The following is a 26,278-nucleotide window of genomic DNA, read 5'->3' on the forward strand; positions in this document are numbered from 1 at the left end:
CAGGGCGGTCCCCGACGGGGCCGCCCTGCGTCGTCCCCGGATGCGTCAGCCCCAGTGCGGGGGGACGTCGCCCTTGAGCCGCGCGTCGTTCTCGCTCGAGGACTGCTGCCGCTCGGGCTCCGGCTCCCCCGTCCAGCCCGGCACCGGCTCGGTCGTCACGCGCCGGCCGCGCTTGCGGATGACCAGGCGCGCGGGCTCCGCGCGCTCGGCAGGCGCCGCGGGCGTCGCCTCGGCGCGCTCTGCCGGCTCGGCTTCCCGCTCCGGGCCGTCAGCGGTCGGGCCGTCGGCGGTCACGACCGCGACGCATCCGCCCCGACGAGCTCGGCGATGCGGTCGGCGACGCCCTCGGGATCGGTGAAGAGCTCGAAGGCGTGCACGCGCATCGTGTGCCAGCCGAAGCGGCGGAGGATCTCGGGTCGCAGGCGCAGCGCCTCGCGCAGCGTGCGATCGCCGTCGTCGTGGTCGGCCTCGATCGCCGCGCACACGCCGCCGTTCGCGACCACGAGCGGCAGCTGGCCGTCGTAGGAGACGTCGGCGCGCAGCCCGCGGCGGCGCAGCCGCGTCGCGAGGTCGATCATGAGCGGATCGCCGCCGAAGAACGACTTCCGCGGCGCCTCGGCGGCCGCGTCGAGCAGGATCTCGCGCAGCATCGCCGCGCCGTGGTCGAGCCGGTCGGGGTCGAGCTCGGCGGCGTCGAAGGCGGTGACGATCTGCAGCGCCTTCCGCGCGCGCGTCATCGCGACCGCGAGCAGCCGCTCGCCGCCCGGCTGGCCGAGCGTGCCGAAGTCGACGTTGCGGCCGTGCTTCGTGTGCCCGTAGCCGACCGAGAAGATGACCCGGTCGCGGCTGAGCGCTGCCGCGTGCGTGATGTCGACGATGACGAACTGCTCTTCGCGGTCGGCGACGACGAAGTCGGTCAGCTGGCTCGAGCCCGCGAGCGCCGCCATCACGGCCTGCTGCACCCGCACGGCGTGCCGCTCGTTCGCCGTCACGACCATGAGCGACTCCTGCGGCCGCGAGCGCGCGTGCTGCGTGACGAGCTGCACGACGCGGTCGACCTCGCCGTCGGGGCTCTCGACCGTCGCCGCGCCCTGCTGCGGCAAGCCGTGCGCGCCGTGCACGATCGAGGTGGTGAGCGAGCGGTGCCCGAGGTAGGCGCCGGCCCACGGCAGCGCCTCGATGCGGCTCTCGTAGAAGCGCTCGTTCACGGCCGTCACGAGGTCGGCGCCGCCCGTGCGGTACGAGCGGGTGAGGCGCAGCATCGGCAGCACGGCGCCGAGCCGTGACAGCGCCGACTCGGCGTGGAGCTCGTCGGGGGTCGCGAGCTCCTCGCTCGGTCGCACGCCGAGCGTCGAGATGCCGACGTCGAACGGGGACGGCGTCTGCGTCACCGAGTCGCCGACCGCGATCACCTGCCGTGCGCGGCTGATCGCGCCTGCCGCCTCGGCGATCGTGATCGCGCCCGCATCGGCGATCACCACGGCGTCGAAGGGGATGCGCTTGGGCACCCGGTGCAGGTCGTAGGGCGACGAGAGCCATACGGGCGCGACCGAGCGGGTGAGGTGCGGCGCGAGCCGCTGCAGCTCGTCGGCGTCGACCGGGCCCGCCTTGATGAGGCGACGCAGCGCATCCGCCTCGTCCGCGTGGTCGTCGACCGCGAGCCGCCAGCCGCGCGCGATCTGGTGCGCGAGCCGGGCGCTCGAGGCGTCGACGTGCGCCTCGTCGACGAGCGCGAAGTCCTGCTCGAGCCGCCGCAGCACGTCGGTGTTGCCGCGCAGGAGCGCCCGCTCCTTCGCGATCATCGACTGCAGCGCCGACTGCCACCACGCGAGGTCGAGCTCGTGCTCGACCTGGTCGTCGGCGACGTGCCGGTCGGCGAAGTCGGCGAGCAGCGCGTCGAGCCCGAGCCGCTCGATGCCCGTCATGAGCTCGGCGCGCTCGGTGATGTTCTGCAGCGCGTCGCTCGGGGCGGCGAGCTCGGCGATGCGCTGCTCGAGGTCGGGCAGCGGCAGGTCGACGCTCTTGGTCTCGGGGCTGAGCGCCGCGTCGAGCCGCGCGAGCTTGCCCTCGACCTCGCGGAGCGTCGCGTCGAGCGCGCCGAGGCCCGCCGGCACCGTGGGGATCGAGCCGTCGGGCGCGAACTTCGCCCAGAGCCGCCGCTGCTGCTGCGCGGCGATGAGCACGTCGTGCAGGTCGGGCACGTGCGCGCCGGGCCGCACGTACTCCTCGGCGAGCTTCTTGAGCCTGCGCCGCTGCATGCCGCCGAGCGACTGGATGGCCTCGCGCCGCGGGCCGGTCGCCGCGATGAGCTCGCCGAGCGGGCGGTCGTAGATCGACGGAGTCATGACGTCGAGCGTCGCGCGCACGTCGGTGAGCAGCGCGACCTGGATCGCGAGCTCGGCGAGCGTCGCCGCGGGCCGCAGCTTCGTGTCGCCGATCACCTTGCGGGCGCTCGCGACGAGGGCCGCGAGCTCGCCGTCGCCGGCGGTGCCGGCGAGCGCCTGCGCGTCGGCGAGGGCCGCGGATGCGTCGCTCGAGGTCTGGAAGGACGCCCCGTACCACGGCGTGTCGCTCGGCCCGTACTTGAACTGGCCGAGGGCCGCGGCCTTCCGCATCGTCGCCGCCACGCGCGGCCGGTCGGTCGCGAGCGTGCGGGTCGCCTGCTCGCTCAGCCGCGCGCGCGTCGAGGGCGGTGTCGGGAGCATCGCGAGCCGCGAGAGCTCCTTGAGCGCGTCGAGCACGCTCACCTGCAGCTGCGGATCGACGCGGCGGAGCGCGGCGCGGTAGTCGAGCAGCACCTTCCGCAAGCGCAGCATCGCCTCGTCGATCTCGGCCGTCTCGGGCCGCTGCGACTGCTCGATGCGGCGTATCGCGGCGATGAGGTCGCGGCGCAGCGTCGCCTCCGAGACCGCGAGCGCCTCGAGCTTCGTGCTCGCGAGCCGGTCGGCGATGTCGCGGAGCGTCGCGCGGCGGGGGCTCACGACGAGCACGCGCTTGTCGTCGCTCACGAGCGCGGCGAGCACGTTGACGACGGTCTGCGTGAGGCCCGTGCCGGGCAGCGCCTCGACGACGATCGAGTTGCCGGCGGCGGCCTCGGCGATCACGGCGTCCTGCTCGTGGTCGGCGTCGAGCACGAGCCGGTCGACCTCGGGGTCGCGCTGGTCCTGCGGCGTCTCGTCGATGCCGCTGCGGCCCTCGCGCACGCGCCAGCGGGCCTGCTCGTCGCCACGCACGGCGTCGAGCACGTCGTGCGGCGCCTGCTGCAGGTCGACGGCCATCGGCTCGCCGACGTCGGCGAAGGTCGAAGCGAGCAGCCGCGCCTCGACGGTGAAGCCCGGGACGTGGGCGGCTGCCTGCCGCACGGCGTCGAGCACCGCGTTGGGGGTGAAGGTGCCCTCGCCCGAGCCGAGCTCGATGAGGCGGCGCTCGTCGAGCTGCACACCGTGGTGGCCGCGCAGGATGCTCGCGAGCCGCGGGTTGACGAAGGGCTGGCCGAGCAGCTGCAGCTCGAAGTCGCGGCCGCGCCGGCGCACGATGAGCGGGCGCAGCAGCACCGGCCCGTAGACCTCGCGGCTCTGCCCATCGGCAGTGGCGTGCGGGAAGCGCGCCATGCCGATGCCGAGGTGCACGGCGTCGATCGAGCGGGCGGCGGCGAGCTCGATGCCCTTCGAGGCGATCGCGGCGGCGGCCGAGCGGGCGGCGCGGAGCGCGAGGTCGTCGCGGATGAGGCTCGAGAGCGCCGTCGGGCGCCCGGTGATGAACTGTGCGAGGCCGCCCGGATGCGTCGCGGAGAGCTCGATGCGCGTCGCGGTCGTGTCGATGAAGTCGGTCAGCGGGCTCCGCCCGCCCACGCGCCGCAGCGCATCTGCCCACCCGGCCCACTCGCCATCGCGACGGCTGACGACGGGCTCGGGCGCGGCGACGGGCGCCTCGCCCGTCAGCGAGCGGTCGGGGCCGGTCGCCGGCTCGTCGGCCGGCTCCGGCGTCGCGGCGTCGACGGGCTCGTCGCCCCGGATCTCGATCTCGTCTTCGCGCACGCAGTCACGATAGCCGCGGGGTCCGCACCCGCCCGGGTGACACTGCGGCGAACCGCAGAATCGCGCCGCCGCGCGCCCGCCACGAGCGAGCGGGGGAACCCTTGTCACATCGTTATCAGATCGTTATGATTGATGCTTCGACGTGCCGCGAGCGCACCTCCGCCCGGGATCGCCCGGGAGCGCTCGGACCTTCGCGCGCTCGAGCGGAGGGCCGCCCGCGCCCCTGGTCTCGACCCCGAAGGATGACGCTCCGCGTGATGCAGCACCCCGCCCGCACCCGATCGACGCGCCTCGGCGAGCCGGCCCCCGGAACGGCGGTCCGCCTCGCGCGGAGGATCAGCGCGGGCGCATCGCTGCTGCTCACCGGCGCCCTGTTCGTCACGTCGGCGCTGCCCGCCGCGGCCGTGCCGGCGCAGGGCGACCTCGACGCCGCCGCCCACGCGCAGCTGAGCGCGCAAGCGCTCGAGCCGGTGTCGGCCGAGCCGACGAGCATCCTCGCGCGAGAGGACGTCTCCGCCGCCCGCAAGGCCGAGCGCGTGCCCGCCGAGACCGGCGCGGCAGGCATGTCGCCCGAGCGGCTCGCCGAGCTGCAGGCGGTCGCCGACGCCGAGCCGGCCGGCTGGTCCTACGGCGGCACCCCCGCCTTCCCGCGCGTCTGGAGCATGCTCGAGACCGGCTACACCCAGACCCGGTTCCCGAGCGTCGCGCAGCTGCCGCTCTCGAGCGGGTTCGGCTACCGCACCGGCGGCTTCCACGGCGGCACCGACGTGCCGCTCCCGGCCGGGGAGGACATCCGGCCGATCGCCGAGGGCGTCGTCTCCGAGGTGTTCCACGGCGACAACCCGGGCGGCGGCGGCTACTCGGTCTTCATCGACCACAACGTCGACGGGCAGTTCGTGCAGTCCTGGTACGGGCACATGCTGCCCGGCTCGATCGCGGTCGAGGTGGGCCAGGTGGTCGACGCCACGACGGTGATCGGGCAGCTCGGCAGCAGCGGCCGCTCGACCGGCCCGCACCTGCACCTCGAGCTGAAGAACAGCGACTACGTGTCGTTCGACCCGGTGCTGTGGCTGCAGACGCGCCAGATGGACCTCGAGACCAGCTACTAGCGACCTCGCACAGGCTCAATCGAGCCGGGTGACCGTCCCGGCCGCGGCGATCAGCTGCGGGTCATGCGCGGCGACGAGCACCGCGACCCCGTGATCCGCGAGCCCCGCGAGCAGCGCGATGACGACGTCGGCGCTCTCCCGGTCGAGGCTCGCGGTCGGCTCGTCGGCGACCACGACCGCCGGTGACATCAGGAGCGCGCGGGCGAGCGCGACCCGCTGCCGCTCGCCGCCGGAGAGCCGATCCGGAGTGTGCTGCATGCGGTGGTCGACCCCGACGTGCTCGAGCAGCTCGACTGCGCGCGGCACGAGGCGCTTGGCAGAGCGGGTGGGCACGGCCGGCAGCAGGACGTTCTCGAGGGCCGTGAGGCCCGGCAGCAGCTCGCCGCCCTGGTCGAGGTAGCCGAGGAAGGTGTTGCGGCGGTCAGCGAGCTCGGCAGGCGAGAGTGCGGCGAGAGGGTCGCCGGCCCAGCGCACGCTGCCCGCGGACGGCGTCGCGAGCCCGGCGGCGACCCGGAGCAGGCTCGTCTTGCCCGAACCCGAACGGCCGGCGAGGCAGTGGAAGCCGCCCGGCTCGAGCTCGAGGTCGTAGTCCTCGGCAACCGTCACGGTGCGGTCGCTCGAGACGCGGTAGCTGATGGTGACGCCTGCGAGCGCGAGCACCGGCGGCGTCGGCTCCACGAGCTCGGGCGCCTCGAAGACCTCGGTGGTGGTCATGCGCGTCCCTTCGATGCGGTGCGCTGCAGCGCGAGCAGCAGCAGGAGCGCGGCCGCGGCGGCGCCGCCCGCGATGAGGGTGACCGTCCGCGGCTCGGCCCCGTCGACGAGCGCGGCGCCGAACCAGCCGAGCGCGGCCGCGATCGCGATCGCCGGCACCGCGACGGTGACGAGCTCGACCGCTCGCGCCGCCCAGATGCGGCGGCTGCTCCAGCCCATCGCGCCGAGCGCCCGCCACTGCCCGGCGCGCACGCGCGCGTCGAGGCGGCGGGCGAGCACCACGAGCACGACGCCGGAGACGACGCCGATCGCGGCCAGGAGCGCCTGCACGCCGATCGACTGCAGCGTGGCGGCGTTCGCGAGCAGGGTCGCCCCGGCAGCGGCGATGCCCTGCTCGACGACGAGCCAGGCGCCGGCCGTCGCGAGGCCGATGAGCGCGATCGCGAGAGCCACGGTGATCGCGTGCCCGGGGTGCAGGCTCGCCTGGCCGATGCCGAAGCCGACCGTGGATCGCGCGAGCAGACGCGCCCGCGGTGCGGCTGCGTGGCGCCCACCTCGGAGCGCCCGTGGCGCCGCCGACACCACTCGCGACCGCGGCACGGAGGCGGTCAGCGCCGCGGCCGCGAGCACGAGGGCCGTGAGCACCGCGGCCCCGACGATCATCGGCGTCGACTCGTGCACGCGGCCGACCGTCTGCGTCGCCATGAGGGCGATCGCGCCCGACGCGGCGACTGCGAGCACGCCGAGCACGAGGGCGTCCTCGGCGGCGAAGCGCCGCAGCACCCGCGAGCGGCGCCAGCCGAGGCGCGACAGGAGCGCAGCGTCCCGACGCCGGGGCGCGATGCCGGCGAACTGCACGACCCCGAACAGCAGCGTCGCCGCGCCCACCGCGAGCGCGAGCACACCGGTCGTCGCGCCGGCGACGGCGCCCTCGACCCGCTGGGCGGCGCCGAGCGAGGGCCACTGCTGCCGCACCGTGCCGAGCGGTCCGACGGTTTGCGTCGCCGACGCATCCGTCACGCCGAAGGCGTAGCCGTCGAGGAAGACGCCCACGTCCTGCCTGGATGAGCCGGCCGCCATGGTCACCGTGAAGCCGGCGTCGACGAGCGACTGCGCGACGGCGGTGACGCGCGCGACGTTCTCTGGGCTGTAGCCCCCGTCGACGCCCTCGACCTTCACGCGGATCGACGAGATCGGATCGGTGACGCGCAGCCGCGGCGCGTTCGCGACATCGGCGACGATCGTGGGCACGGCGCTCGCGAACCCGAAGCCGGTGACCGACGGCGCGAGCTCGACCGGCTCGAGGGCAGCGCCATCGCCGTCCGCGACGAGCGTCGTGTCGACGGTGTCGAACGAGCCGAGCGGCGCGTAGCCGAGCGACGAGTCGTCGACGGCGATGGCGGATGCGTCGAAGTCGTCGATCGGGACGAGCGTCGGCAGCATCGCGGTCATGCCGCCGGTGACCTGATCGTCGAGCAGCCGGTACATGGCCTCGGCGCCCGGCACGGTGCCGTTGTCGGCAGGACGGAACGGGTCGCGGGTGGGATCGTGGTCGTGCCAGTCCTGCCGCACCCGGAGGTATTCCTCCGCCGTCAGCGCGATCCCGTCCCCGCGCTCCGTGAACGGCAGCGACTCAGGGATCGCCACGCCCATGGGATGGAGCTGCGGGCTCGGCGGGTAGCCGATCGAGGTGAAGTCCGGCACGGGGCCGTCGCCGAGCAGGGGCAGCACGATGCCGCTGCCGTCGCTCACGGGATCGAGCAGCAGCGACACGTCGGCGCTCGCCTCGTGCACGAGCGTGCCGGGCGCATCGCCGAAGACCTCGGGCGTGACGGTCGTCCAGCCGAACTCGGTCGTCGGTGCGGGGAAGCCACCCTCGACCGTCACCGTGAGCGTGAGCGAGCCAGGGCGCTGCGGCGAGACGAGCACCGGCACGACCGGCTGCGGCTCGACCTCGCCCATCGTCGCGCCCGCCCCTGCCTCCTCGAGCGCCCGCCGCACGAGCTCGTTCTCTGCTTCGTGCTCGGCGAGCGCCCGCTCCCACTGCTCGTGCACGGCGCGCAAGTGCTCGAGCCGCCGGGTGGGTGCGGTCTCGGCGAGGGCGAGCAGCGACTCGTCCGTCTGCTCGGTGCCCGCGAGGGCGACGAGCGGGGCGAGGAACGCGCCGCTCTCGCCGAGGAGCGCCTGCTCGGCGACCGGGTCGATCAGCAGCGCGGTCGGGGGCGTCGCCGGCTGCCCGTCGATGTAGCCGACGGCGAAGCCGTCGACGATCTCGGCGCCCGACATCCCCGAGCCGTTCGACATCGACACGCCGATGGGCTGCCGCTGCTCGGTGCGGCAGACCGCCGACGCCGGATGGTCGAGCGCGAAGTCGATGCCGTTGATGTTGCAGCTCGTCTGGCCGCGCTCGGCGAGCTCGGCCGCGGTGAGCTCGCGCTCGAGCGGCAGATCGGCGTCGTCGACGACGACGCCGAGCACCTCGCGGTTGACGATGCGCTCGCCGATCCCGTCGTGAGACGTGTACGTGAGCGTCACCCTGTAGCTCTGCGGGTCGGGTTCGACCTTCGACGCGTCGAGCGGCACCGCGAACTGCAGCCGCGAGGTGGAGCCGCCGCCCGCGACGACCATCGTGCCCAAGGGCGCCGCGACCGCGACCCCGTCGACGGCGCGCACCGCATCCAGATTGCGGAGCGTCATGCGCGAGCCGAGCGAGGCGAGCGCGGTCGGGGCGATGAGCCCGTCGAGCTCCGCCTCGGTGCCGGGCGCGGTGACGAGCAGGTCGTAGAGGCCGCGCCAATTGGCGTCGAGCGTGTGCTGCAGCTGTGCCGAGGCACCCGCGCCGGTGCCCGCGCTCGCGAGCAGGCTCAGCGCGAGGAGCGCGGTGGATGCGGTAGTGAGGCGGGAGCGCAGCACCCGGCGCAGGGCGCCGGGCGTCGTCGTCGGCGGCACGCCTGCATCCTCACACGCGCGTCACCCCGCCGCGCGCGGCGTGACCGAAACGTTATCGAGCGACGCTCAGAACCACGCGTCGCCCGTCCGGCGCGTGTAGACGGCGCGCAGCCAGCGGCCCGCCTTGTGCCAGAGCTTGTAGCGGCCGTTCAGCGGCAGCTCGAAGGTGGGCATGTACTTGACGGGCTCGGGCGCCCACGCGGTCTTGAACGTGTAGAGCCCGCGGATGTCGCTCGTCTCCCACTCCGCCGGGTCGGGGATGTTCGCGAGCTCGTAGAGCGTCACGCCCTGCGCGTGGAGGTCCTGCATGATCTTCCACTGCATGAGGTAGGGCGCGAAGATCTTCGCGTTCTCGCGGATCGAGCCCGCGTCCTTGTACCAGGCGGTGTCGCCGAAGCGGATGACGAACGCCATCGACTGCACCTCGCCCTCGTACTCGGCGACGTAGAAGTGGCCCTGCCCGACGGTCTTGTAGACGTCCCAGATGCGCTGGAAGTACTCGGGGTGGCGGAAGTAGCCGCCCGAGCGCTCCTTCGTCTCGCCGATGAGGCGGTGCATCTCCGCCTCGTTCTCGGCGGTCATCTCGGTCTTGCGCACGGTGACGCCGAACTTGTTCTCGGCCGCGCGGTAGCTGTTGCGGGCGCGCTTCTTGAAGCGCGCGGCGACCTCGTCGAGCGAGCCCGACAGGTCGACCGCGACCGCGTGCTGGTACTGGCTCGAGGCGGCGCGCACCCAGCCGTTGCGCTCGAAGGCGGCGATGAGCTCGGGATCCTCGGTCTGGAAGGTCTCCATCTTGAGGCCGAACCAGCGCTTCGGGTAGGCCTTCGCGCGCGCCGTGATCGCGTCGACCGCGGCGGCGTCGATGCCGCTCACGCGCGGGAGGAAGAGGATGCGACCGGCGAGCGGCGCGGAGCGCTCGAACAGCTGGATCGGCAGCTCGCGCGTGCCGCCGCCCGTCGTCGGCACCGTCACGACGTCGCGCAGCGCCCTCCAGGGGCTCTCCTCACGGGTGCGCGCCCACGCATCCGACTGCATGTAGTGCGCGCGCGGCTGCCCCTCGAGCACCTGCGCGTCCCACGCGACCCCGTCGGTGGCCTTCGCGGGCGTGGGCTCGGTCGCGGAGATGCTCATGCGCTCGCTCTCGGGTCGATGGGGGCGGATGCGGTGGGGCGCTCGGGCGGATGGCCCCGGCGCGCTCGCACCGCCCTCGATGGTACCCGCGCCGAGCGCGGGCGCCCGGCTCACGCGGGCTTCGTCGCCTTGCCGTCGAGCCAGAGCACGTCGCTCTCGTCGCGGTGCGAGCCGGTGGAGCCGACGTGCTTCGCGTCGATCTGCGGGCCCTTCTTGATGACGTGCACGAGCGCCATCCCGTGCCCGCGGCCGAGGCCGTAATCGGCCTGCAGCCACTCGAGGATCTGGCCCGCCTTGACGTCGGGGGCGTCGAAGCCGCGCTCCTTCGCGAGCTCGACGAGCTCGCGGGGCGTGAGGCCGGTCTTGTCCTCGATCGCGTCGAGGTACGCCTGGAAGGACATGCCGGCATTCTGCACGCCGCAGGCCCGCGCGTCACGCCCCGTCTCGCTGCGCGCTCAAGGGCAACATCGTTGTACCTCAAGGACCGCGCGCACCGCACCGCGAGCGGGCCGCGCTCGCTGGGCTCCATGACGATCGCGCAGGGCATGGAGGGCGGCGCTGGAGACGAGGGCGTGCGACTGCGCAGCCTGCTCGAGGAGCCCCAGCACCTGGGACCTCGACCGCGATCCGGCCCGATCGCCGAGCTCCACCAGCAGCTCTGCGCCGAGGTCGAGGCGATGCTGCACACCCGGCGAGACGCTCGCGACACGCGCCGCTCGGCTTGATGCGGCGCGCGGCCGTCGACGGCCGCGCCTTCGCGGGCGGACATTCGGTCGCCGACATGCGCATCCGCCCGCTCTCGGGTCGATGGAAGCGGATGCGGTGGGCACCCGAGTCGCGACCGCACCGCGCCCGGTGGTCCCATGGTCTGGTCGCCGCGATTGCGGGCCTTGCACACGACCTGCCGGGCAATGGTCAGCGGACGAGCCGCTGGATGGCCTGCGATGCCTCTCTGATCTTCTCGTCGGCCACGTCGCCACCCGAGCGAGCGGCATCGGCGATGCAGTGCCGGAGATGATCCTCGAGCAGCCCCACGGCGACGTTCTCCAGGGCGCCCGTCAGGGCGGAGATCTGCGTGAGGATGTCGATGCAGTACCGCTCCTCGTCGACCATCCGGTGGATGCCTCGAGCCTGCCCCTCGATCCGCCTGAGCCGAGCGAGGTATCGATCCTTGTCGGTGATGTAGCCGTGCTCTCCCTCGTCGCACTGCGAGAGGCCCTGACCGGGTTCCTTCATGTTCGCCTCTCGCTCTGTCGTGCTCATCGCTGGAGCACTGCGCGCGCAGTGGACTCGGGCCGCAGGTCCAGGCGGCGCAGGAGCTGCGCGTTGAGCGCGACGATGATCGTGGAGAGCGACATCAGGATGGCGCCCACTGACATGGGCAGCACGAATCCGATGGGGGCGAGCACGCCCGCCGCGAGCGGAACGGAGATGAGGTTGTAGCCCGCCGCCCACCAGAGGTTCTGCTTCATCTTCCGGTACGCGGCGCGCGACAGCTCGATCACGGAGAGCACGGAGCGCGGATCATCGCTGGCCAGGATCACACCGGCTGACGCGATCGCGACATCGGTGCCGGCGCCGATCGCGAGTCCGACGTCGGCCTGCGCGAGTGCCGGAGCGTCGTTCACACCGTCACCGACCATCGCCACCTTCCGCCCCTCGTGCTGCAGCTCCTGCACCTTCGCCGCCTTGTCCTCCGGGCGCACACCCGCGAAGACCCGGTCGATGCCGAGCTCTTGCGCCACCGATTGCGCGACCGCCTCGGCGTCGCCCGTGATCATGACCACCTGGGCGCCGAGCGCGTGCAGCGCGTCGATGGCCTGTCGGGATTCCGAGCGGATCTCATCCGCGAGCCGCAGCGCACCGATGACCGCGCCGTCCTGGACGACGTGCAGGATGATCGCCCCCTGGGTGCGCCACTCGTCGGCGATGCCGAGCTCGCTCGCGGATTCCTCGGCGAGCATGTAGGGACCGCCGACGCGGACGGTCGTCCCGTCGACCCTCGCGGTGACGCCCACTGCCGCGGAGGAGGAGAAGTCGCTGCTGCGCGGCACCGCGAGCTCTTTCGTGGCGGCGGCTCCGACGATGGCCTTGGCCAGCGGGTGCTCGCTGTCGGACTCCGCGGCCGCCGCGAGCGCGAGCACGCGATCCGCGTCCTGTCCATCGACGACGGCGACCTCGGTGACCGTCGGCTCGCCCTTCGTGAGGGTGCCGGTCTTGTCGAACAGCACGGTGTCGACCATCCGCATGCTCTCGAGCGAGAGGCGGTCCTTCACGAGCACGCCGCCTCGCGCCGCTCGCTCCGTCGCGATCGAGACCACCAGCGGGATGGCGAGGCCGAGCGCGTGGGGGCAGGCGATGACGAGCACGGTGATGGTGCGGATCACGGCCGCATCCGGGAGCCCCACGACCGACCAGACGAACGCCGTGATCGCTGCCGCTGCGATCGCGAACCAGAACAGCCAACCCGCAGCGGTGTCCGCGAGGCGCTGCGCGCGGGAGGTGGAGTTCTGCGCCTCCGTGACGAGGCGCTGGATGCCTGCGAGCGCGGTGTCGTCGCCGGTCGCGGTCACCTCGACGCGGATGCCTGAATCCGTGGCGACCGTACCCGCGGTGACCGGATCGCCGACCGCGCGAGTGACGGTGCGGGACTCTCCGGTGACCATCGACTCGTCCATGGCGGCTCGGCCATCGACGATCTTGCCGTCGGCCGGCACGCTGCCGCCCGGGCGGACCACGACGACGTCGCCGACGACGAGCTCGGAGGGGGACACCACGACGACGCTGTCGCCGTCGACGCGGTGCGCCTCGTCCGGCAGCAGGGCGGCGAGCGAGTCGAGAGCGGAAGTGGTCTGCGCTAGGGAGCGCATCTCGATCCAGTGCCCCAGCAGCATGATGACGATCAGCAGCGCGAGCTCCCACCAGAAGTCGAGCTCGTGGTGCAGCACGCCGAGGCTCGCGCCCCAGGAAGCGACGAACGCCACCGTGATCGCGAGCCCGATCAGCAGCATCATCCCCGGCTTGCGCGCGCGGATCTCGCTCAGCGCACCGACGAGGAACGGCTTGCCGCCCCACACGTACATCACCGTGCCGAGCACCGGGGAGACCCACGCGAGCCAGGAGACGTCCGGCAGCTCGTAGCCGAGCACGATGGCGAACATCCCAGAGAGCGCCACGGTCGGGATCGCCAGGGCGAGCATGATCCAGAACAGCCGGCGGAACTGCCCGACGTGATCACCGTGATCGCCATGATCACCGTGGCCGCGGTGCTGCTCGTGCCCGCTGTGCCGCTCGTGGCCACCGTGGCCGGCGTGCGACTCGTCGCCGTGAGCCTCGCGGACCACAGCACCGTCGGTCGCTGCCGACGCGTGCCCACCCATCCGATCGTGCGCACCATGGGACTGATGCTTGGGGTGCGCGGTGCCCTCCGAGGGATCCGTCGGGTGGCCTTGATGCGCGTGCGGGTGGGTCATGGTCTCATCCTCTCGAGTTCGAGGAAGCCGTGCCGGACCTCTCTCGCAACAGGTCCGGCACGACGCGGCTCAGGCTACGGAAGCGTACTTCGCGGGATCGGCGTCGAAGAGCGGTCCGCAAGCGGCGCAGCACAGGTAGTAGCGCTCGCCGTCGTGGTCGCGGACGAGGCCGGCGGCCTCGGCGTCGCCCTTCAGGATCGTGCTGCCGGGCATGACCGGGCACTCGGCGATGTCACCGGCCGCGGCACCTTGCCCGTGCGCATCGGCGCTGTGGCTGTGGCTGTGAGCCGCGTGGTCGCCGGCGTGGTCATGGTTGCCGTGGCTGTGAGCCTCGTGGTCGCCGGCGTGGTCATGGCTGCCGTGGCTGTGGTCGTGACCGGTGTCGCACATGGAGTTCCTCTCAGTGATGGGTGGTGACGGCTGCCGACCGAGCTGCAGGCTCCGGCTCGGTCGTGGCTGTCGGTGTGGGGTCCACCGCCTCGCTCTTGAAGCGGCGGAGGCGGAGGCTGTTGCCGACGACGAAGACGCTGGAGAACGCCATCGCCGCGCCGGCGAGCATGGGGTTGAGCAGGCCGAGCGCCGCGAGCGGGATCGCCGCGACGTTGTAGGCGAAGGCCCAGAACAGGTTGCCCTTGATGGTGGCGAGCGTCTTCCGGGAGAGCCGGATGGCGTCGGCGGCGCTGCGCAGGTCGGCGCGGACGAGCGTGAGGTCGGATGCTTCGATCGCGGCATCGGTACCGGTGCCCATCGCGAGACCGAGGTCGGCCTGGGCGAGGGCAGCGGCGTCATTGACGCCATCGCCGACCATCGCGACGGACTTGCCCTCTCGCTGCAGCTGCGTGATGACGTCGACCTTGTCCTGCGGCAGCACCTCCGCGATCACCGAGGTGATGCCGACCTCGGCCGCGATCCGCTCGGCGACCGCCTGGTTGTCGCCGGTGAGCAGCACCGGCGTGAGCTCGAGGCGCTTGAACTGCGCCACGGCGGCCGCGCTCGTCGGCCTGACGGTGTCTGCGACGACCAGCACGCCGCGCGCCTGACCGTCCCAGCCGGCGGCGATCGCGGTCTTCCCCTGCTGCTCGGCGGCGTCCTTCGCCTCAGCGAGATCGGCAGGCAGATGCATGGACCAGTCGGCTAGCAGCGAGGGGCGTCCGACGATCACCGCATGTCCATCGACGACGCCCTGCACGCCCTTGCCCTCGATGTTCGTGAAGCCTTCCGGGGTGGACAGTGCGCCGAGCTCCTGCGTGGCGGCCTTCGCGATGGCCTGCGCGATCGGGTGCTCGGAGGCGTCCTCCAGCGCGCCGGCGAGACGCAGCAGCTCGCTCCGGTCGGTGCCGACGGCGGTGTGCACATCGGTGAGCGTCATCTTGCCCGCGGTCACGGTGCCGGTCTTGTCGAGCACGATGGTGTCGATGCGGCGCGTGGACTCGAGCACTTCGGGTCCCTTGATGAGGATCCCCATCTGCGCGCCGCGGCCGGTCCCGACCAGCAGCGCGGTCGGGGTCGCGAGCCCGAGGGCACATGGGCAGGCGATGATGAGCACGGCGACGGCGGCGGTGAAGGCGGCCGCCGCGGGGAACCCCGCCCCGAGCCAGGCGCCCAGTGTGCCCACGGCGATGACGATCACGATCGGCACGAAGATGCCGGAGATCTTGTCGGCCAGGCGCTGCACCTCGGCCTTCCCGGACTGCGCGTCCTCCACGAGCTTCGCCATCTGGGCCAGCTGCGTGTCGGAGCCGACGCGCGTCGCGCGCACGACGAGTCGGCCGCCGGCGTTGACGGTGGCTCCCGTGACGGTGTCGCCCTCCCCGACCTCGACAGGCACGGATTCGCCGGTCAGCATGGAGGCATCGACGGCCGACGTGCCGGAGATGATGGTGCCATCGGTGGCGATCTTCTCGCCCGGCCGGACGACGAACTCGTCGCCGACCACGAGATCCCTGGTCGGGATCCGGATCTCCACGCCATCGCGGAGCACTGCGACGTCCTTCGCGCCCAGGTCGAGCAGCGCGCGCAGCGCGGCGCCGGCCTGCCGCTTCGAGCGCTTCTCGAAGTAGCGGCCAGCCAGGATGAACATCGTCACCCCCGCGCCGACCTCGAGGTAGATATTCGCGGCACCATCACTGGGTGCGACGGTGAGCTCGAACGGGTGCGTCATGCCGGGTATGCCCGCGGTGCCGAAGAACAAGGCGTAGACCGACCACAGCAGTGCGGCGCTCGTCCCCATCGAGATGAGCGTGTCCATCGTCGCGGCTCCGTGCCGCAGGTTCGTCCACGCCGCCTTGTGGAACGGCCATGCTCCCCACACGATGACCGGCGCCGCCAGCGCGAGCGACAGCCACTGCCAGTAAGTGAACTGCAGCACCGGCAGCATCGCCATCGCGATCACCGGGACGGTGAGCACAACCGACCCGATCAGCCGGTGCCGCAGGCTCATCAGCTCCGCATCCGGCGTCTCGCCGTCGTCGTCTGACGCGGCGGGCTGCTCAGGGGTGGGAAGCGCTGCGGTGTAGCCGGTCTTCTCCACCTCTGCGATCAGCACCGCAGGGTCGAAGTCGGCGGGCGCCGAGACCTTCGCCTTCTCCGTCGCGTAGTTCACGGTCGCGGTGACACCCTCGAGCTTGTTCAGCTTCTTCTCGATCCGCATCGCGCAGGACGCGCATGTCATCCCGCCGATCTCCAGCTCCACGCTGGAATCCGCGGCCGTCGGCTGCAAGTCGGTCATGAACGTCTCCTCGTCGGTGCACCGGGCGCAGCGCGCATCCGGAACGGATTCCTAGTCAGTGCTCGTCGTGCTCAGCGTCGCCGTCGGTGTCTTCCGGACCATCAGTGCCAACGGGTTCCTCCGTGGCGACCGCGGTGTCCGTCGAAGCGATCGCGTCGAGCACGAACTGCGCAGTGTGCACCTGTCCATCGACCTGGAAATCGAGATACAGCAGATACCGGCCGACGGTCGGCGTCTCTGCGGTGAACGCCACCTCCGGGCCCGCGACATCCCCGGGCTGCGGCTCGTCGCCGTGGGCATGCACGTGCAGATAGGCGAGGTCGCCCTGGCGGAGCGCCACCAGATGGCCAAACGCTCCGAGATACGGTTCGAGGTCGGTGACGGGATCACCGTCTCGGGTCACTTCGACGCTCAGGTCGCTCGCACCGCCCGCCGCGAGCTCGCCGGTGATCGTCACGTCGAAGCCGTCGACGGTGTCGCGCTTGCTGACGGCGGCCGCAGGCTGCGGCTCGAGGGTGCCTGCGACGTCGACCATGCGGGAGAGCGTGACGGCTGTGCTGTCAGCGGTGACGAAGTCCGCGTACACCCGATAGCTGCCAGCGCTGTCCCAGCCCCACGGCAACGACCAGGTCCCCGTCGTCCGATCGAGCTCCGGATGCACGTGACGGTACTCGCTGCCGTCGGCGCGGACCGTGATCAGATGCAGGTCCTTCCCGTGAGCGGTCTCGAACTCGGTCAGCGGTTCGCCGACGCGGTCGAGGATCTGGAACGAGAGCGAGCCCGTCTCGCCCGTCGCCGCAGGCGCTTCGATCGGCCCGATCGTGAAGCCCGATCGGGCAATGGTCGTGCCGGTCACGCCCTCCTCCTGCGCTTGCTGCGGGGCTCGCGACGGTGTCGCCACACCGGCGGCTGGATCACCGTGACCGGCCCGGCTGCCGTGTGACCAGCTCTCGACAGCGTCATCGGGAGCCAATGCGCCGGCGATGGTGAACGTCGCACCGAAGGCGAGCACGAGGCCAGCTCCGTACATGCCCAACCGGGCCGGTGCATTCATCGCAGCGGGGCTGCCTCATAGCCGGCCTCGTCGACCGCGGCGAGGATCGCTGCGTCGTCGATGGACTGCGAGCCGGTGACCACCAGCCGGCCGGTCTGCGCACTTACCTGGACGTTCTCGACCCCCGCGACCTGCTCGACTTCCCCACGGATCGCGACCTCGCAGTGGCCGCAGGTCATGCCGGTGACCTTGAACTCGGAGCTGCTCACGGTGTCTTCCCTCTCGCTTGACAAGATACCCCTAGGGGGTATTGATTCGTCTTGACCATATACCCGGTCGGAAATGCGGTCAAGGGGTGACCATGATGTCGATGCTCGAGCCTGACGTGCTGATCGTTGGAGCCGGGGCCGCCGGTCACTCGGCAGCGGTGATGTTGCGCGACCTCGGCTTCGCCGGCTCTGTGCACGTCGTCCATGGCGAGCCGCATCCGCCATACAACCGCACCCTGGTCGACAAGGGGATCTTGCCCGGCCTGCTCACCGTGGGACAGGCTGCGCTCAAGGATCTGTCACCGCTCGGTGTCGAGCTCGAGCACGGGCGCGCAACCGCAGTTGACGCAGGTCGGTGCGCCGTCCGCCTGCAGGACGGCCGGACGCCGACCTACCGCGCCCTGCTGCTCGCGATGGGAAGCACGCCACGACCGCTCCTCGACCGCGAACGGACAGGCGTCTTCCAACTGCAGAGCCCGGACGACGCCATGCGGATCCGCGACCACGTCGGCGGCGATCCAACCGGGCGCACCGTGACGGTGCTCGGCGCCGGGCTGGTGGGGTCGGAGGTCGCGAGCTACTTCGCCACGGCAGGAGCCGACCTGCATCTGGTGGCGCGATCCGACGTGCCACTCGCGCGCGTGCTCGGGCGCCCGATCGCGACGCGGCTCAGCGACCTGCACGCCGAGCACGTCACCACGCACTTCGGCCGTGCCGTGATCGTCCTGCAGCCGTCGGGGTCGCGAACCCGCGTGCGGCTCGACGATGGCAGCGAGCTGCGCTCTGAACTGGTGATCGTGGCCCAGGGGACAGTGCCCGATACGTCATGGGCGTCCAGCGACGCCGAGGGCATCAGGGTCGACGACCGCCTGCGGTCGATCACGATCCCCCGGGCGTACGCGGCCGGCGCGGCCTCGGCGCACACGATGCCGGACGGCACATTGCGCCGCATCGACCACTGGGACGACGCAGTTGCGCAGGGCGCGCATGCCGCGCGGACGATCATGCACGATCTCGGTGAAGGTGAGGACCCCGGCCCGTATCGCCCGGCATCCGGCTTCAGCTTGCAGGTGCACGGGCTGTCGATCATGGGTGTCGGCGCCGCGGCTCCGGATCCGGTCATCGATACGGCATCGTCCCCTGACGGCAGCCTCATCACGACCTTCCGTGACAGGCAGGGCAATCTGACGGGCGCGGTCGGGCTCTCGACCGCACCCGAGATCCTCGCCATCAAGACCCAGCTCGCGGGCGGCCGGTAGGCACCGACCGCACCGCGGCCTGCGCTCACGGGATGAGTGACTGCCAGGTCTGGCCGAGGTCACCGGTGCGCTGCAGTCCGGACTCGGTCGCCACGATCACCTCGCCGTCGGGCAGGAGCGTGAGGGCGTGGATCTGCTCTGGAGTCGTGCCCTCGGCCGTCCACCGCTGCGCAGGGCCGGATCGCCACAGCGTGCCGGCGAGGTCGACACCGATGACCGTGTCCTCGGAGTCGGCGAGCAGCACCAGGGGCGGGGCGCCCTCGACCGGCTGGAAGCTCTGACCCATGTCGGTGCTGACGCCGAGACCGGCGATGCTCGTCATCAGCAGTCCGTCGCTGGTGGCCAGCAGGTCGTAGGGTTCCTCGGCGGCGCCCTCGCGCCAGGACACGCCCATATCGTCGCTGATCAGGATCTGACCCGCGTGCGCACCGACGACCGCACCCGCGAACCGGTCGTACGTGAGCGCGTGGAAGTCAGCCACGCCCTCGAGCGCCACGGCCTCCCAGCGCTCGCCCTCGTCGGAGCTCCTGATCAAGCCGAGGTTCGGCCCCTGCAGATGCTGTGGCCCGGAGGCTCCGGGATGGCCGGAGGCGAGCAGTTCACCATTGGCGCGGGTCAGGCCCATGAGGTCGATGACGTGCTCGCCCATCGGGCCGACCACATCACCGGAACCGAGGTCGACGGTGAACAGTCCGTTGTGGGTGCCGACGAGCAATGACAACCCGTCCTCGCTCGGGATGAGCTTATGGATGTGGTTGTCCGTCGTGAGGGACGCCGCGGTCGCGCCCGTGGCGGCGCACGCAGTGGCGGCCAGCACGATCGCGGCGGAGAGCGCAGCGGCCGCACCGACGCGCCGGCGGCTCGGTGATCGATGATGCTGCACAGACCCATCCTTCTCGAAGCGGTTGCTGAAAGGGGCGGGGGCGCCGGCGCCCTACTCGGCATCAATGCCTGCATGGTGCAGGAGCAGAGCCTTGCGCCAACCACGCGGTCGATGCTGCAGTCAGCTCGCGCACTGGCGCTCTGCCGGCTCCTCATATGCCGGCACGGGACGAGCCTCGGCCTCTTCCTGCGTGCTCGCCACGCCATTGGTCTCGATGTCTCCGATGAGCCAGTCCATCTCGAAGATCTCCCGCCGCTGCGCCTCGCTGATCTCGACCGCCAGCTCGCACACCCGCACGTCTTCGATGCCGGCGCGCTCGGAGCGCGTGATGGCAAGGGAGTGGTGCGGGATCATCGCGCTCATGAAATCAGTGTCATCGACCGTGGCCTGCGTGCGGTCGAGGACGATGCCACCCCCGAGCAGCAGCACGCTGACCGCGATCACCGCGATGTTGCCCTTCGGGTTCTTGTACATCCGCAGCATCCACGCGAGCATGACGAGCGCCATCGCGCCGCCCATGGTCAATGCCATGAACAGGCGGCTCTCGCTCCAGCGGACGTCGCCCCACTCCCAGGAGCCGGCGTACATCGCCCCGTACATGATGACCATGCCGGTAAGGATCATGGCGGCGAAGCGGAGGTATGCCTTCGCACCGGTGCTGGACTGATGCTTGTCCTCGACGTGACCTCCTCGCTCATGCTGGTGCTCATCGTCGTGCTTCATCGTCGCCATGATCGGCACTCCCTTCTCGTCTTCGCACCGACGCCGAAGACTCCCGGTCTCCGGCTCATAGGCTGGAACCGGCGGTTCCTGGGCCATCGGAGCTCATGCCGTGGGCATGCCTCCACCATCCCACGGAACGAGCGACCCGCCAGCGCCGAGTGTTCGCGGTGCAGGCTCGCCGGTCGATGTCGCCGCAGCTGTTCGGACCGGGCTCCAGCATGGTGCTCTGGCTGCAGATAGGCGAGGTGAACCTCGAGTAGCACTCGACTGACAGCGTCGCCCTGGTCGCGCGGGGGCTTCACCAGCGTGCCCCAAGCGCATCTGCGAGGGCAGCTCGCTCTCGCGCGCCTCTTGCGCTTCGCGCTCATTTCGAAGCCGCTCCTGGTCGGCTCACCACGATCGCGCAGCGATCTACGACGAACACTGAGGCTGCGCTTCATTCCTGTGGGCGTCTGGGCTGTCGCACGGCTTGAATACCCGCCGTCTGGCTTCGATTCCGAAGCCCAGCAGCAGCCCGCCGCGACTCGTCGTCGGGAGCTCGCAACGCGCGATTCGATCAGATGCTTCGCATTCTTCGTGTTCCCGTGTACCGTCGTGGCATACCCCCGGGTGGTATCAAGCAAGCGGCTCGATGACGAACCGAATGTTCGCTGGACGAGCCGGCTCGACACGAGCCCGATCTTCGAGATGCAAAGGACTGCGATGCTGAACCCGGAAGCAGATGCGTACTCGACGACAGCGCTGGCTCACCGCCCCGTGGCGTTGGAGATCACTGGTTTGAGTGTTTCCTTCCACACCGGCGGCGAAGAGATCCACGCTGTGCGCGACATCAGCATCAACGTCCGTGCCGGCACGACGCATGCGATCGTCGGGGAGTCTGGATCCGGCAAGAGCGTCACGATGATGAGCGTGCTCGGACTGCTGCCGACTGAAGCGCGCGTCACCGGCTCGATCCGGTATCAGGGAGCGGAGCTGGTGAACGGCACCGATGCCGAGCTGCGAGCGGTGCGCGGCGCCGAGATCGGCGTGATCTTCCAGGATCCGCTCTCGTCCTTGAATCCGGTCAAGACCGTCGGAGCGCAGATCCTGGAATCCATGACCGCGCATCGTGGCACGGCGGCGCGGGCGACCTGGAAGCGGGCCGCTGAACTGTTGGCGGAGGTGGGCATCCCAGAGGCGGAGCGGCGCGTGAAGGAGTATCCGCACCAATTCTCTGGCGGCATGCGCCAGCGCGTCATGATCGCGATGGTCCTCGCCGCGGAACCGAAGGTGCTGATAGCCGATGAGGCAACGACAGCTCTGGACGTGACGGTTCAGGCGCAGATCCTCAAGCTGGTGCAACGCATCACAGCGGAGCGGTCCATGACGACCATCTGGATCAGCCACGACCTCGGCGTGGTGGCGCAGATCGCCGATGAGATCACCGTCATGCAGAGCGGGCGCGTCGTCGAGCACGGGACGTGCGTCGACATCTTCGCCAACCCACAGGAGCAGTACACGTCCGAATTGCTTCGGAGCATGCCGCGCCTGGACGCGCCGCTGCGCGAGCTGCCCACACCGAGCACGGCCGCCGCAGCCGCGTCAGTCGAGGTCCGAGATCTCGAGGTCGCCTACCAGATGAAGCGCAGCCTGCGCGGAGGCGATCGCGTCGTGCGAGCGGTCGACGGCGTCTCTCTCTCGATCGGGGCCGGTGAGACGTTGGGGCTCGTAGGAGAGAGCGGTTCCGGCAAGTCGACGTTCGCGCGAGCGCTCCTGGGCCTGGAGCCGACGCGTCATGGCACCGTGCGAGTCGCCGGGAACGACATCGTCGGCGCCAAGCGGGCGTCCCTGAGCGCCCTCCGGCGGAACGCGGGCGTTGATGGGCGCGGGGAACGCCTGCATCCTCACAGCCGCGCCCCGACTGGTTCGTCGCAACGCCTCGACGCCCGAACGTCCCGCAGCCTTCGCCGCTCAGTTCGCACTGTCGCACGCATGCTTCATCGCGACCTATCCCCTTGCGGGCTTCCTCGGCTCGGCGATCGGCGTAGGCTGGACGGCGCTCTTGCTCGGCATCGTCACCGCGGCCGCTACCGCCACCGCCGCGCTTCTCTGGCGCCGCCACTCCATCGTCCATCCGCAGGCCTGACCACCATGGTTCGCCGGTTCGGGCCGATGTTGCCGACCTGAGTGACCCATCGCCGGGCGTCGTGCGCTCGACGTCTGACTCTTGGCGGCTGCGCCGAGCAGGACGGAACTGGTGCAGCTCTATCCTGATCGCCAGCGCGGCGACTTCGGCGCACTTGAGCACATCAGCACGGGTTGCGCGCAACCGTTGGCGAGGCTCCCGCCTGCGTAGGCGATCGCGACATCGGTGCGTCGGCCCGCGCAAGCGGGGCGTCGTTGCCTCCTTCGCCGCCCTGCCCACTGCTGGGGCCTCCGCAACTCGTCCCTTCGCGTCAAGCCAGCGAGCGCAGTCACCTTCGTAGAACCATCGCTGCGAGCGGAGACGCTGGAGGGCGGTCGCTTCAGCCGAGCGCGGCCAAGAGATCGGCGCACGCGCGCTCACAGCGTCGGCACGCCTCCGCGCACACGCGGCAGTGCTCGTGCATCTGCGCGTGCTGCTCGCACTCATCCGCGCAAGCCTTGCACGCCGCCCGGCATGCCTCCAGGAGCGCGCGGATGACGGCTGCGTCGGAACCGGTCTGACGCGAGAGCACTCGGCCCGTCGTCTCACATACGTCAGCGCAGTCGAGGTTGATCCGGATGCACTTGGTGAGCTCAGCGACCATGTCCTCCGCCAAGCAGGCGTCAGCACATGCCGTGCATGTCTGTGCGCACTCGAAGCACGCCTCGATGCAGGCTGCGAGCGCTTGCTTGTCGATGCCGCCGAGATCGCTCGGGTAGGTGTCGAGCATCGCTTCTACGTGGTGAGTCATGGTTCTCTCCTTCTAGCGTGGTGAGTGATGCAATCCATCCAACCCACCGGGGCGGTGCTCGTCACCCCGTGAACTCACAGGGTCCGTTCCCACTCGGGCGCCCAAGCCACCCAGGTGGCGAAATCGTTACCCATCCGTTACATTTGAGCGGTTCGCGCGCTCTTCGACTGCCTGGAGCGTCGCATGCGCCGACAGCTCGTGCGGCTCGCGAACTCTGCCTGACGCCGATCGAGGACCCGCCCAGCGTGACCAACCCCGCCCCAGAACCGTCGGTCGAGTCGTGCGCTCCCGCCGAGGGCGCAACCACCCGCCGAGCGCTGCGCGAGCGCGAGCGTGCCGCCCAAGCCATCGCCATGACGGGCGCCGAGGCTCGCGCGAGTGCACGAGTCACCGTGCGTCACGGCGCTCCGCCCCTCTACACGACTCGTGCGGCGCTGCGAGCGCGAGCAACGCAGACCGCGCGTGAGCTGCACGTCACCATGGCGGAAGCCGTCCCGGCGCAACGGGCGGCATCGGCCCCGAACCCCGCTCTCGGCGCCGACGAAGCCCCGTCGGCGAGGGCGCCGGCCCGACGCCCCGTGCGGCTGACCGCGCGCGAGGTACGGCAGACGCCCCACGCGTCCCCACGCCCGCGGCGCATCGGGAGCGCTCGAGGAATCGCGAGGAAGGTCACCGCTGCGAGCGCGCTCGCGTTCATCGGAGCACTCGTCGTGGTGACGACGCTCCCGGCGCAAGCGATGCAGGCGCCCGACCGGCTCGATCCCCAGGTGGCATCGATCGAGCCGGAGTCGCAAGAGCTCGCACCGATCGATGCCGAGGGCGAGACCGTGTTCACGCGCGACGACATCATCGTCACCGATCCCGTCGCGGCCGCCACGATCTCCGACGACGAGCTCGCGCGGTACCAGTCGGTGGCCGATGCAGAGCCCCGCGGATCCTCCTACGGTGGCGACCCGGCGCTGCCCGACGTCTGGAGCATGCTCCAAACGGATTACGTGCAGAGCCCGTTCCCGGGCCTCGCGCAGCTGCGGATCACGAGCCCGTTCGGCAACCGGGCCGGTGGATTCCACGGAGGCACCGACATCGCGCCGGGACTCGGCACCGAGATCCGACCGATCGCGAACGGCGTCGTCTCCGAGGTCTGGCAGGGCGACAACCCCGGTGGCGGCGGATACGTCGTCTTCATCGATCACAACATCGACGGCCAGTTCGTGCAGTCCTGGTACGCGCACATGGTGCCCGGCTCGATCCAGGTCGAAGTGGGTCAGGTCGTCGACGTCACGACCGTCATCGGCCAGGTCGGGAACTCCGGCCGCTCCACCGGTCCCCATCTGCACCTCGAGCTGAAGAACGCGGACTACGTCTCCTTCGACCCGATCCTGTGGCTGCAGACTCGAGAGCTCAGCCTCGAGCGGCCCTGAGCGACCGCTGCCCCGGCTGGTCGTTGCACGTCAGGCGTCCGTGATCGACGTCTCGACGTCGAGCTCCTCGCGGTTTCGTCGCGTGGCGCGGAACTGGCGCAGCTCGAGCTCGATCGGGAGGTCGGCGATTCCTGGCCCTCCCGATCGGACGTACTCGCAGAGCGCCGCGTTGACATCCGAGTCGTTCACGTCCCCGATCCACACCGGCTCGCCCTCCGATGCCGCGGCCGCTGGGACGACGACCACGACGTTCGAGTGCTCGCAGGCATCCAAGCACTTGCTCGGCGCGACCTGCGCCGACCGCCCGACCAACTCCCTCGTCTCGCGCAGGAGTCCGACGTGGTCCACGCCGGGATGCTTCGCTCGACTTCCGCAGTCGCCGCCCCTGCACACCACCACGGTGAGTGCGTGCCCGTCAGCTGCACGCTGCCGCCGCTTGTTCCTCGCGCGTGTCATGACGACACCGTATTGGTCGTGGCTGGTCAGCGGCACGCTGGCGGACCTCATAGGCTCACCCGGTAGCGTCTCCGATGCAGATCGGAGGAGGTGGCCATGGATGCCTTGCGCAGCATGACCATGCCCGCTCCGATCCGAGCCCGCACGATGCTCGCCATGGCCGTCGCCGTGGCCGCGGTCATCGCGGGCCTCCTGGCCATGCACGTGCTCGGCGGTGGATCGCACCATTCCCCGCACGCGAGCGCGCCCGCGGTCGTGCACACGACGGCGGCGGCAGAACAACCTGCTCCCGTCGGGCTCGATTGCGGCATGGTGGCATGCGATGAGCTCGGTCTGATGGTGGTGACTTGCGTCATCGCCCTACTGGCCGTCGTGGCGCTACTTCCGCTGGCCCGCGTTCGATGGACGATCCGGGCTGGCGCGCCGCCTCTGCGAGCGACTGCTGCTGCAGCTCGTGCAGTGCCGGGACCGTCCCTCATCCTGCTCTCGATCAGTCGGACATGATCGCGCGACTCGGTTGCCCTGTGCATCCGAGCTCCGAACCGACCATGCTCCACCACTGAAAGAGATGCAAGACATGACCATGAAGTTCCGCGCGCTCGCACTGAGCGCCGTCGCGATCCCGCTGGTGCTCACCGGCTGCGCGACCAGCAGCAACCCGGCTCCGAGCAGCGAGCCGACGACCCCTTCCGCCTCCGCGACGGCGCAGGCGGCCTTCAACCAGGCCGACATCGTGTTCGCGAGCGGCATGATCGTGCACCACCAGCAGGCGATCAACATGTCAGAGATGGTGCTGGCGAAGGACGATGTCGATCAGGGCGTCCTCGAGCTGGCAGAGCGGATCCGAGCCGCGCAGCAGCCGGAGATCGAGACGCTCGAGGCGATGCTCGCCGAATGGGGAGTGGATTCGTCTGAGCACGCCGGCATGGATCACGGCGGTGACAGCGGGATGATGTCGGAATCCGACATGGCACTGCTGGAGGAAGCCCCGGGGCCCGAGGCGTCGCGGCTCTTCCTCGAGCAGATGATCATGCACCACGAGGGCGCCGTGGAGATGGCGCGCACCGAGGTGACCGACGGCCAGGACGCCGAGGCGGTCGAGATGGCCGAGCGGATCATCGCCGACCAGTCCTCCGAGATCGCCGAGATGGAGTCGATGCTCTCCGAGCTTTGACCCTTCGCTGATCGGGGCGGCGGGTGTCGCCGCCCCGATCAGTC

23 protein-coding genes are annotated in these 26,278 nt (G+C 70.9%); 7 read left to right on the forward strand and 16 right to left on the reverse strand.

All coding sequences use genetic code 11. The features are described from left to right. Nucleotides 1-45: 45 nt before the first annotated feature. Complete coding sequence (locus tag JSQ78_RS05990) at nucleotides 46-294, reverse strand: hypothetical protein (protein WP_211450201.1); 249 nt, start codon at nucleotides 292-294, stop codon at nucleotides 46-48. Beyond that, on the reverse strand, nucleotides 291-4,037 hold the full coding sequence (locus JSQ78_RS05995) for an AAA family ATPase (RefSeq protein WP_211450203.1): 3,747 nt from the start codon (nucleotides 4,035-4,037) through the stop codon (nucleotides 291-293). The genes JSQ78_RS05990 and JSQ78_RS05995 overlap by 4 nt, the downstream gene beginning before the upstream one ends. Nucleotides 4,038-4,294: 257 nt before the next feature. Between JSQ78_RS05995 and JSQ78_RS06000 the strand changes: the two genes are divergently transcribed. Continuing rightward, nucleotides 4,295-5,146, forward strand: coding sequence for a M23 family metallopeptidase (locus tag JSQ78_RS06000; protein WP_249296002.1), 852 nt, complete (start codon nucleotides 4,295-4,297; stop codon nucleotides 5,144-5,146). A gap of 15 nt (nucleotides 5,147-5,161) precedes the next feature. Here the strand turns inward: JSQ78_RS06000 and JSQ78_RS06005 are convergent, their stop codons facing one another. The 4 genes from JSQ78_RS06005 to JSQ78_RS06020 all read right to left on the reverse strand — a co-directional run bounded on the left by JSQ78_RS06005 (nucleotide 5,162) and on the right by JSQ78_RS06020 (nucleotide 10,340). Further along, nucleotides 5,162-5,860 carry an ABC transporter ATP-binding protein gene (locus JSQ78_RS06005; protein WP_211450206.1) on the reverse strand — a complete coding sequence of 233 codons (699 nt, stop codon included), beginning with the start codon at nucleotides 5,858-5,860 and terminating at the stop codon, nucleotides 5,162-5,164. Beyond that, nucleotides 5,857-8,808 carry a hypothetical protein gene (locus tag JSQ78_RS06010; protein ID WP_211450208.1) on the reverse strand — a complete coding sequence of 984 codons (2,952 nt, stop codon included), beginning with the start codon at nucleotides 8,806-8,808 and terminating at the stop codon, nucleotides 5,857-5,859. Before JSQ78_RS06010 ends, JSQ78_RS06005 begins: the two co-directional genes overlap by 4 nt. 66 nt (nucleotides 8,809-8,874) lie before the next feature. Continuing rightward, nucleotides 8,875-9,939, reverse strand: coding sequence for a lipid II:glycine glycyltransferase FemX (locus JSQ78_RS06015; protein ID WP_211450210.1), 1,065 nt, complete (start codon nucleotides 9,937-9,939; stop codon nucleotides 8,875-8,877). A gap of 110 nt (nucleotides 9,940-10,049) precedes the next feature. Beyond that, nucleotides 10,050-10,340: a DUF4287 domain-containing protein gene (locus JSQ78_RS06020; protein ID WP_211450212.1), complete on the reverse strand. Its 291-nt coding sequence runs from the start codon at nucleotides 10,338-10,340 to the stop codon at nucleotides 10,050-10,052. Between the two features lie 126 nt (nucleotides 10,341-10,466). Here JSQ78_RS06020 and JSQ78_RS06025 point away from each other — a divergent pair, with 126 nt between their 5' ends. Continuing rightward, the gene (locus JSQ78_RS06025) at nucleotides 10,467-10,664 is read left to right on the forward strand and encodes a hypothetical protein (RefSeq protein ID WP_211450214.1); all 198 of its coding nucleotides are present in this window, start codon (nucleotides 10,467-10,469) and stop codon (nucleotides 10,662-10,664) included. Between the two features lie 190 nt (nucleotides 10,665-10,854). Here the strand turns inward: JSQ78_RS06025 and JSQ78_RS06030 are convergent, their stop codons facing one another. The 6 genes from JSQ78_RS06030 to JSQ78_RS06055 form a co-directional block, all read right to left on the reverse strand. Beyond that, nucleotides 10,855-11,175: a metal-sensitive transcriptional regulator gene (locus JSQ78_RS06030; protein ID WP_021009501.1), complete on the reverse strand. Its 321-nt coding sequence runs from the start codon at nucleotides 11,173-11,175 to the stop codon at nucleotides 10,855-10,857. A gap of 23 nt (nucleotides 11,176-11,198) precedes the next feature. Next, entirely contained in the window at nucleotides 11,199-13,412 is a 2,214-nt protein-coding gene (locus JSQ78_RS06035; RefSeq protein WP_211450215.1) for a heavy metal translocating P-type ATPase, read from the reverse strand. A 69-nt stretch (nucleotides 13,413-13,481) separates the two neighbouring features. Next, nucleotides 13,482-13,802 carry a hypothetical protein gene (locus tag JSQ78_RS14070; protein WP_208063772.1) on the reverse strand — a complete coding sequence of 107 codons (321 nt, stop codon included), beginning with the start codon at nucleotides 13,800-13,802 and terminating at the stop codon, nucleotides 13,482-13,484. A 10-nt stretch (nucleotides 13,803-13,812) separates the two neighbouring features. Further along, the gene (locus JSQ78_RS06045; RefSeq protein ID WP_211450217.1) at nucleotides 13,813-16,140 is read right to left on the reverse strand and encodes a heavy metal translocating P-type ATPase; all 2,328 of its coding nucleotides are present in this window, start codon (nucleotides 16,138-16,140) and stop codon (nucleotides 13,813-13,815) included. Between the two features lie 55 nt (nucleotides 16,141-16,195). Beyond that, complete coding sequence (locus JSQ78_RS06050; protein ID WP_211450219.1) at nucleotides 16,196-17,152, reverse strand: DUF8832 domain-containing protein; 957 nt, start codon at nucleotides 17,150-17,152, stop codon at nucleotides 16,196-16,198. Nucleotides 17,153-17,190: 38 nt separating this feature from the next. Further along, nucleotides 17,191-17,373, reverse strand: a complete 183-nt coding sequence (locus JSQ78_RS06055) for a heavy-metal-associated domain-containing protein (RefSeq protein ID WP_502756142.1) — start codon at nucleotides 17,371-17,373, stop codon at nucleotides 17,191-17,193. A 122-nt stretch (nucleotides 17,374-17,495) separates the two neighbouring features. On the opposite strand from JSQ78_RS06055, the gene JSQ78_RS06060 reads away from it, so the two are divergent. Continuing rightward, nucleotides 17,496-18,662, forward strand: coding sequence for an FAD-dependent oxidoreductase (locus JSQ78_RS06060; protein ID WP_211450221.1), 1,167 nt, complete (start codon nucleotides 17,496-17,498; stop codon nucleotides 18,660-18,662). Between the two features lie 25 nt (nucleotides 18,663-18,687). Here JSQ78_RS06060 and JSQ78_RS06065 read toward each other — a convergent pair whose 3' ends face one another. Together JSQ78_RS06065 and JSQ78_RS06070 are read right to left on the reverse strand one after the other, a co-directional pair. Beyond that, nucleotides 18,688-19,545 carry a WD40/YVTN/BNR-like repeat-containing protein gene (locus JSQ78_RS06065; RefSeq protein ID WP_211450223.1) on the reverse strand — a complete coding sequence of 286 codons (858 nt, stop codon included), beginning with the start codon at nucleotides 19,543-19,545 and terminating at the stop codon, nucleotides 18,688-18,690. 120 nt (nucleotides 19,546-19,665) lie between these two features. Next, nucleotides 19,666-20,268: a DUF305 domain-containing protein gene (locus tag JSQ78_RS06070; protein WP_211450224.1), complete on the reverse strand. Its 603-nt coding sequence runs from the start codon at nucleotides 20,266-20,268 to the stop codon at nucleotides 19,666-19,668. 609 nt (nucleotides 20,269-20,877) lie between these two features. Here JSQ78_RS06070 and JSQ78_RS06075 point away from each other — a divergent pair. Further along, nucleotides 20,878-22,434: an ATP-binding cassette domain-containing protein gene (locus tag JSQ78_RS06075; RefSeq protein ID WP_211450226.1), complete on the forward strand. Its 1,557-nt coding sequence runs from the start codon at nucleotides 20,878-20,880 to the stop codon at nucleotides 22,432-22,434. A 338-nt stretch (nucleotides 22,435-22,772) separates the two neighbouring features. Here the strand turns inward: JSQ78_RS06075 and JSQ78_RS06080 are convergent, their stop codons facing one another. Continuing rightward, a complete protein-coding gene (locus tag JSQ78_RS06080; protein WP_026374351.1) occupies nucleotides 22,773-23,183 on the reverse strand; it encodes a four-helix bundle copper-binding protein in 411 nt (136 codons plus the stop codon). A 710-nt stretch (nucleotides 23,184-23,893) separates the two neighbouring features. On the opposite strand from JSQ78_RS06080, the gene JSQ78_RS06085 reads away from it, so the two are divergent. Then, nucleotides 23,894-24,604 (forward strand): M23 family metallopeptidase, encoded by a 711-nt coding sequence (locus JSQ78_RS06085; protein ID WP_211450228.1) that lies wholly within the window; start codon nucleotides 23,894-23,896, stop codon nucleotides 24,602-24,604. Nucleotides 24,605-24,634: 30 nt separating this feature from the next. On the opposite strand, the gene JSQ78_RS06090 is transcribed toward JSQ78_RS06085, so the two are convergent. Further along, on the reverse strand, nucleotides 24,635-25,060 hold the full coding sequence (locus tag JSQ78_RS06090; RefSeq protein ID WP_026374349.1) for a hypothetical protein: 426 nt from the start codon (nucleotides 25,058-25,060) through the stop codon (nucleotides 24,635-24,637). Between the two features lie 96 nt (nucleotides 25,061-25,156). Here JSQ78_RS06090 and JSQ78_RS06095 point away from each other — a divergent pair, with 96 nt between their 5' ends. Both JSQ78_RS06095 and JSQ78_RS06100 read left to right on the forward strand, forming a co-directional pair. Then, nucleotides 25,157-25,564: a DUF6153 family protein gene (locus JSQ78_RS06095; protein WP_026374348.1), complete on the forward strand. Its 408-nt coding sequence runs from the start codon at nucleotides 25,157-25,159 to the stop codon at nucleotides 25,562-25,564. Between the two features lie 13 nt (nucleotides 25,565-25,577). Next, nucleotides 25,578-26,234 carry a DUF305 domain-containing protein gene (locus JSQ78_RS06100; RefSeq protein WP_349305138.1) on the forward strand — a complete coding sequence of 219 codons (657 nt, stop codon included), beginning with the start codon at nucleotides 25,578-25,580 and terminating at the stop codon, nucleotides 26,232-26,234. Nucleotides 26,235-26,278 lie beyond the last annotated feature (44 nt).

Source organism: Agrococcus sp. Marseille-Q4369 (assembly GCF_018308945.1).
Classification (GTDB): Bacteria; Actinomycetota; Actinomycetes; order Actinomycetales; family Microbacteriaceae; genus Agrococcus.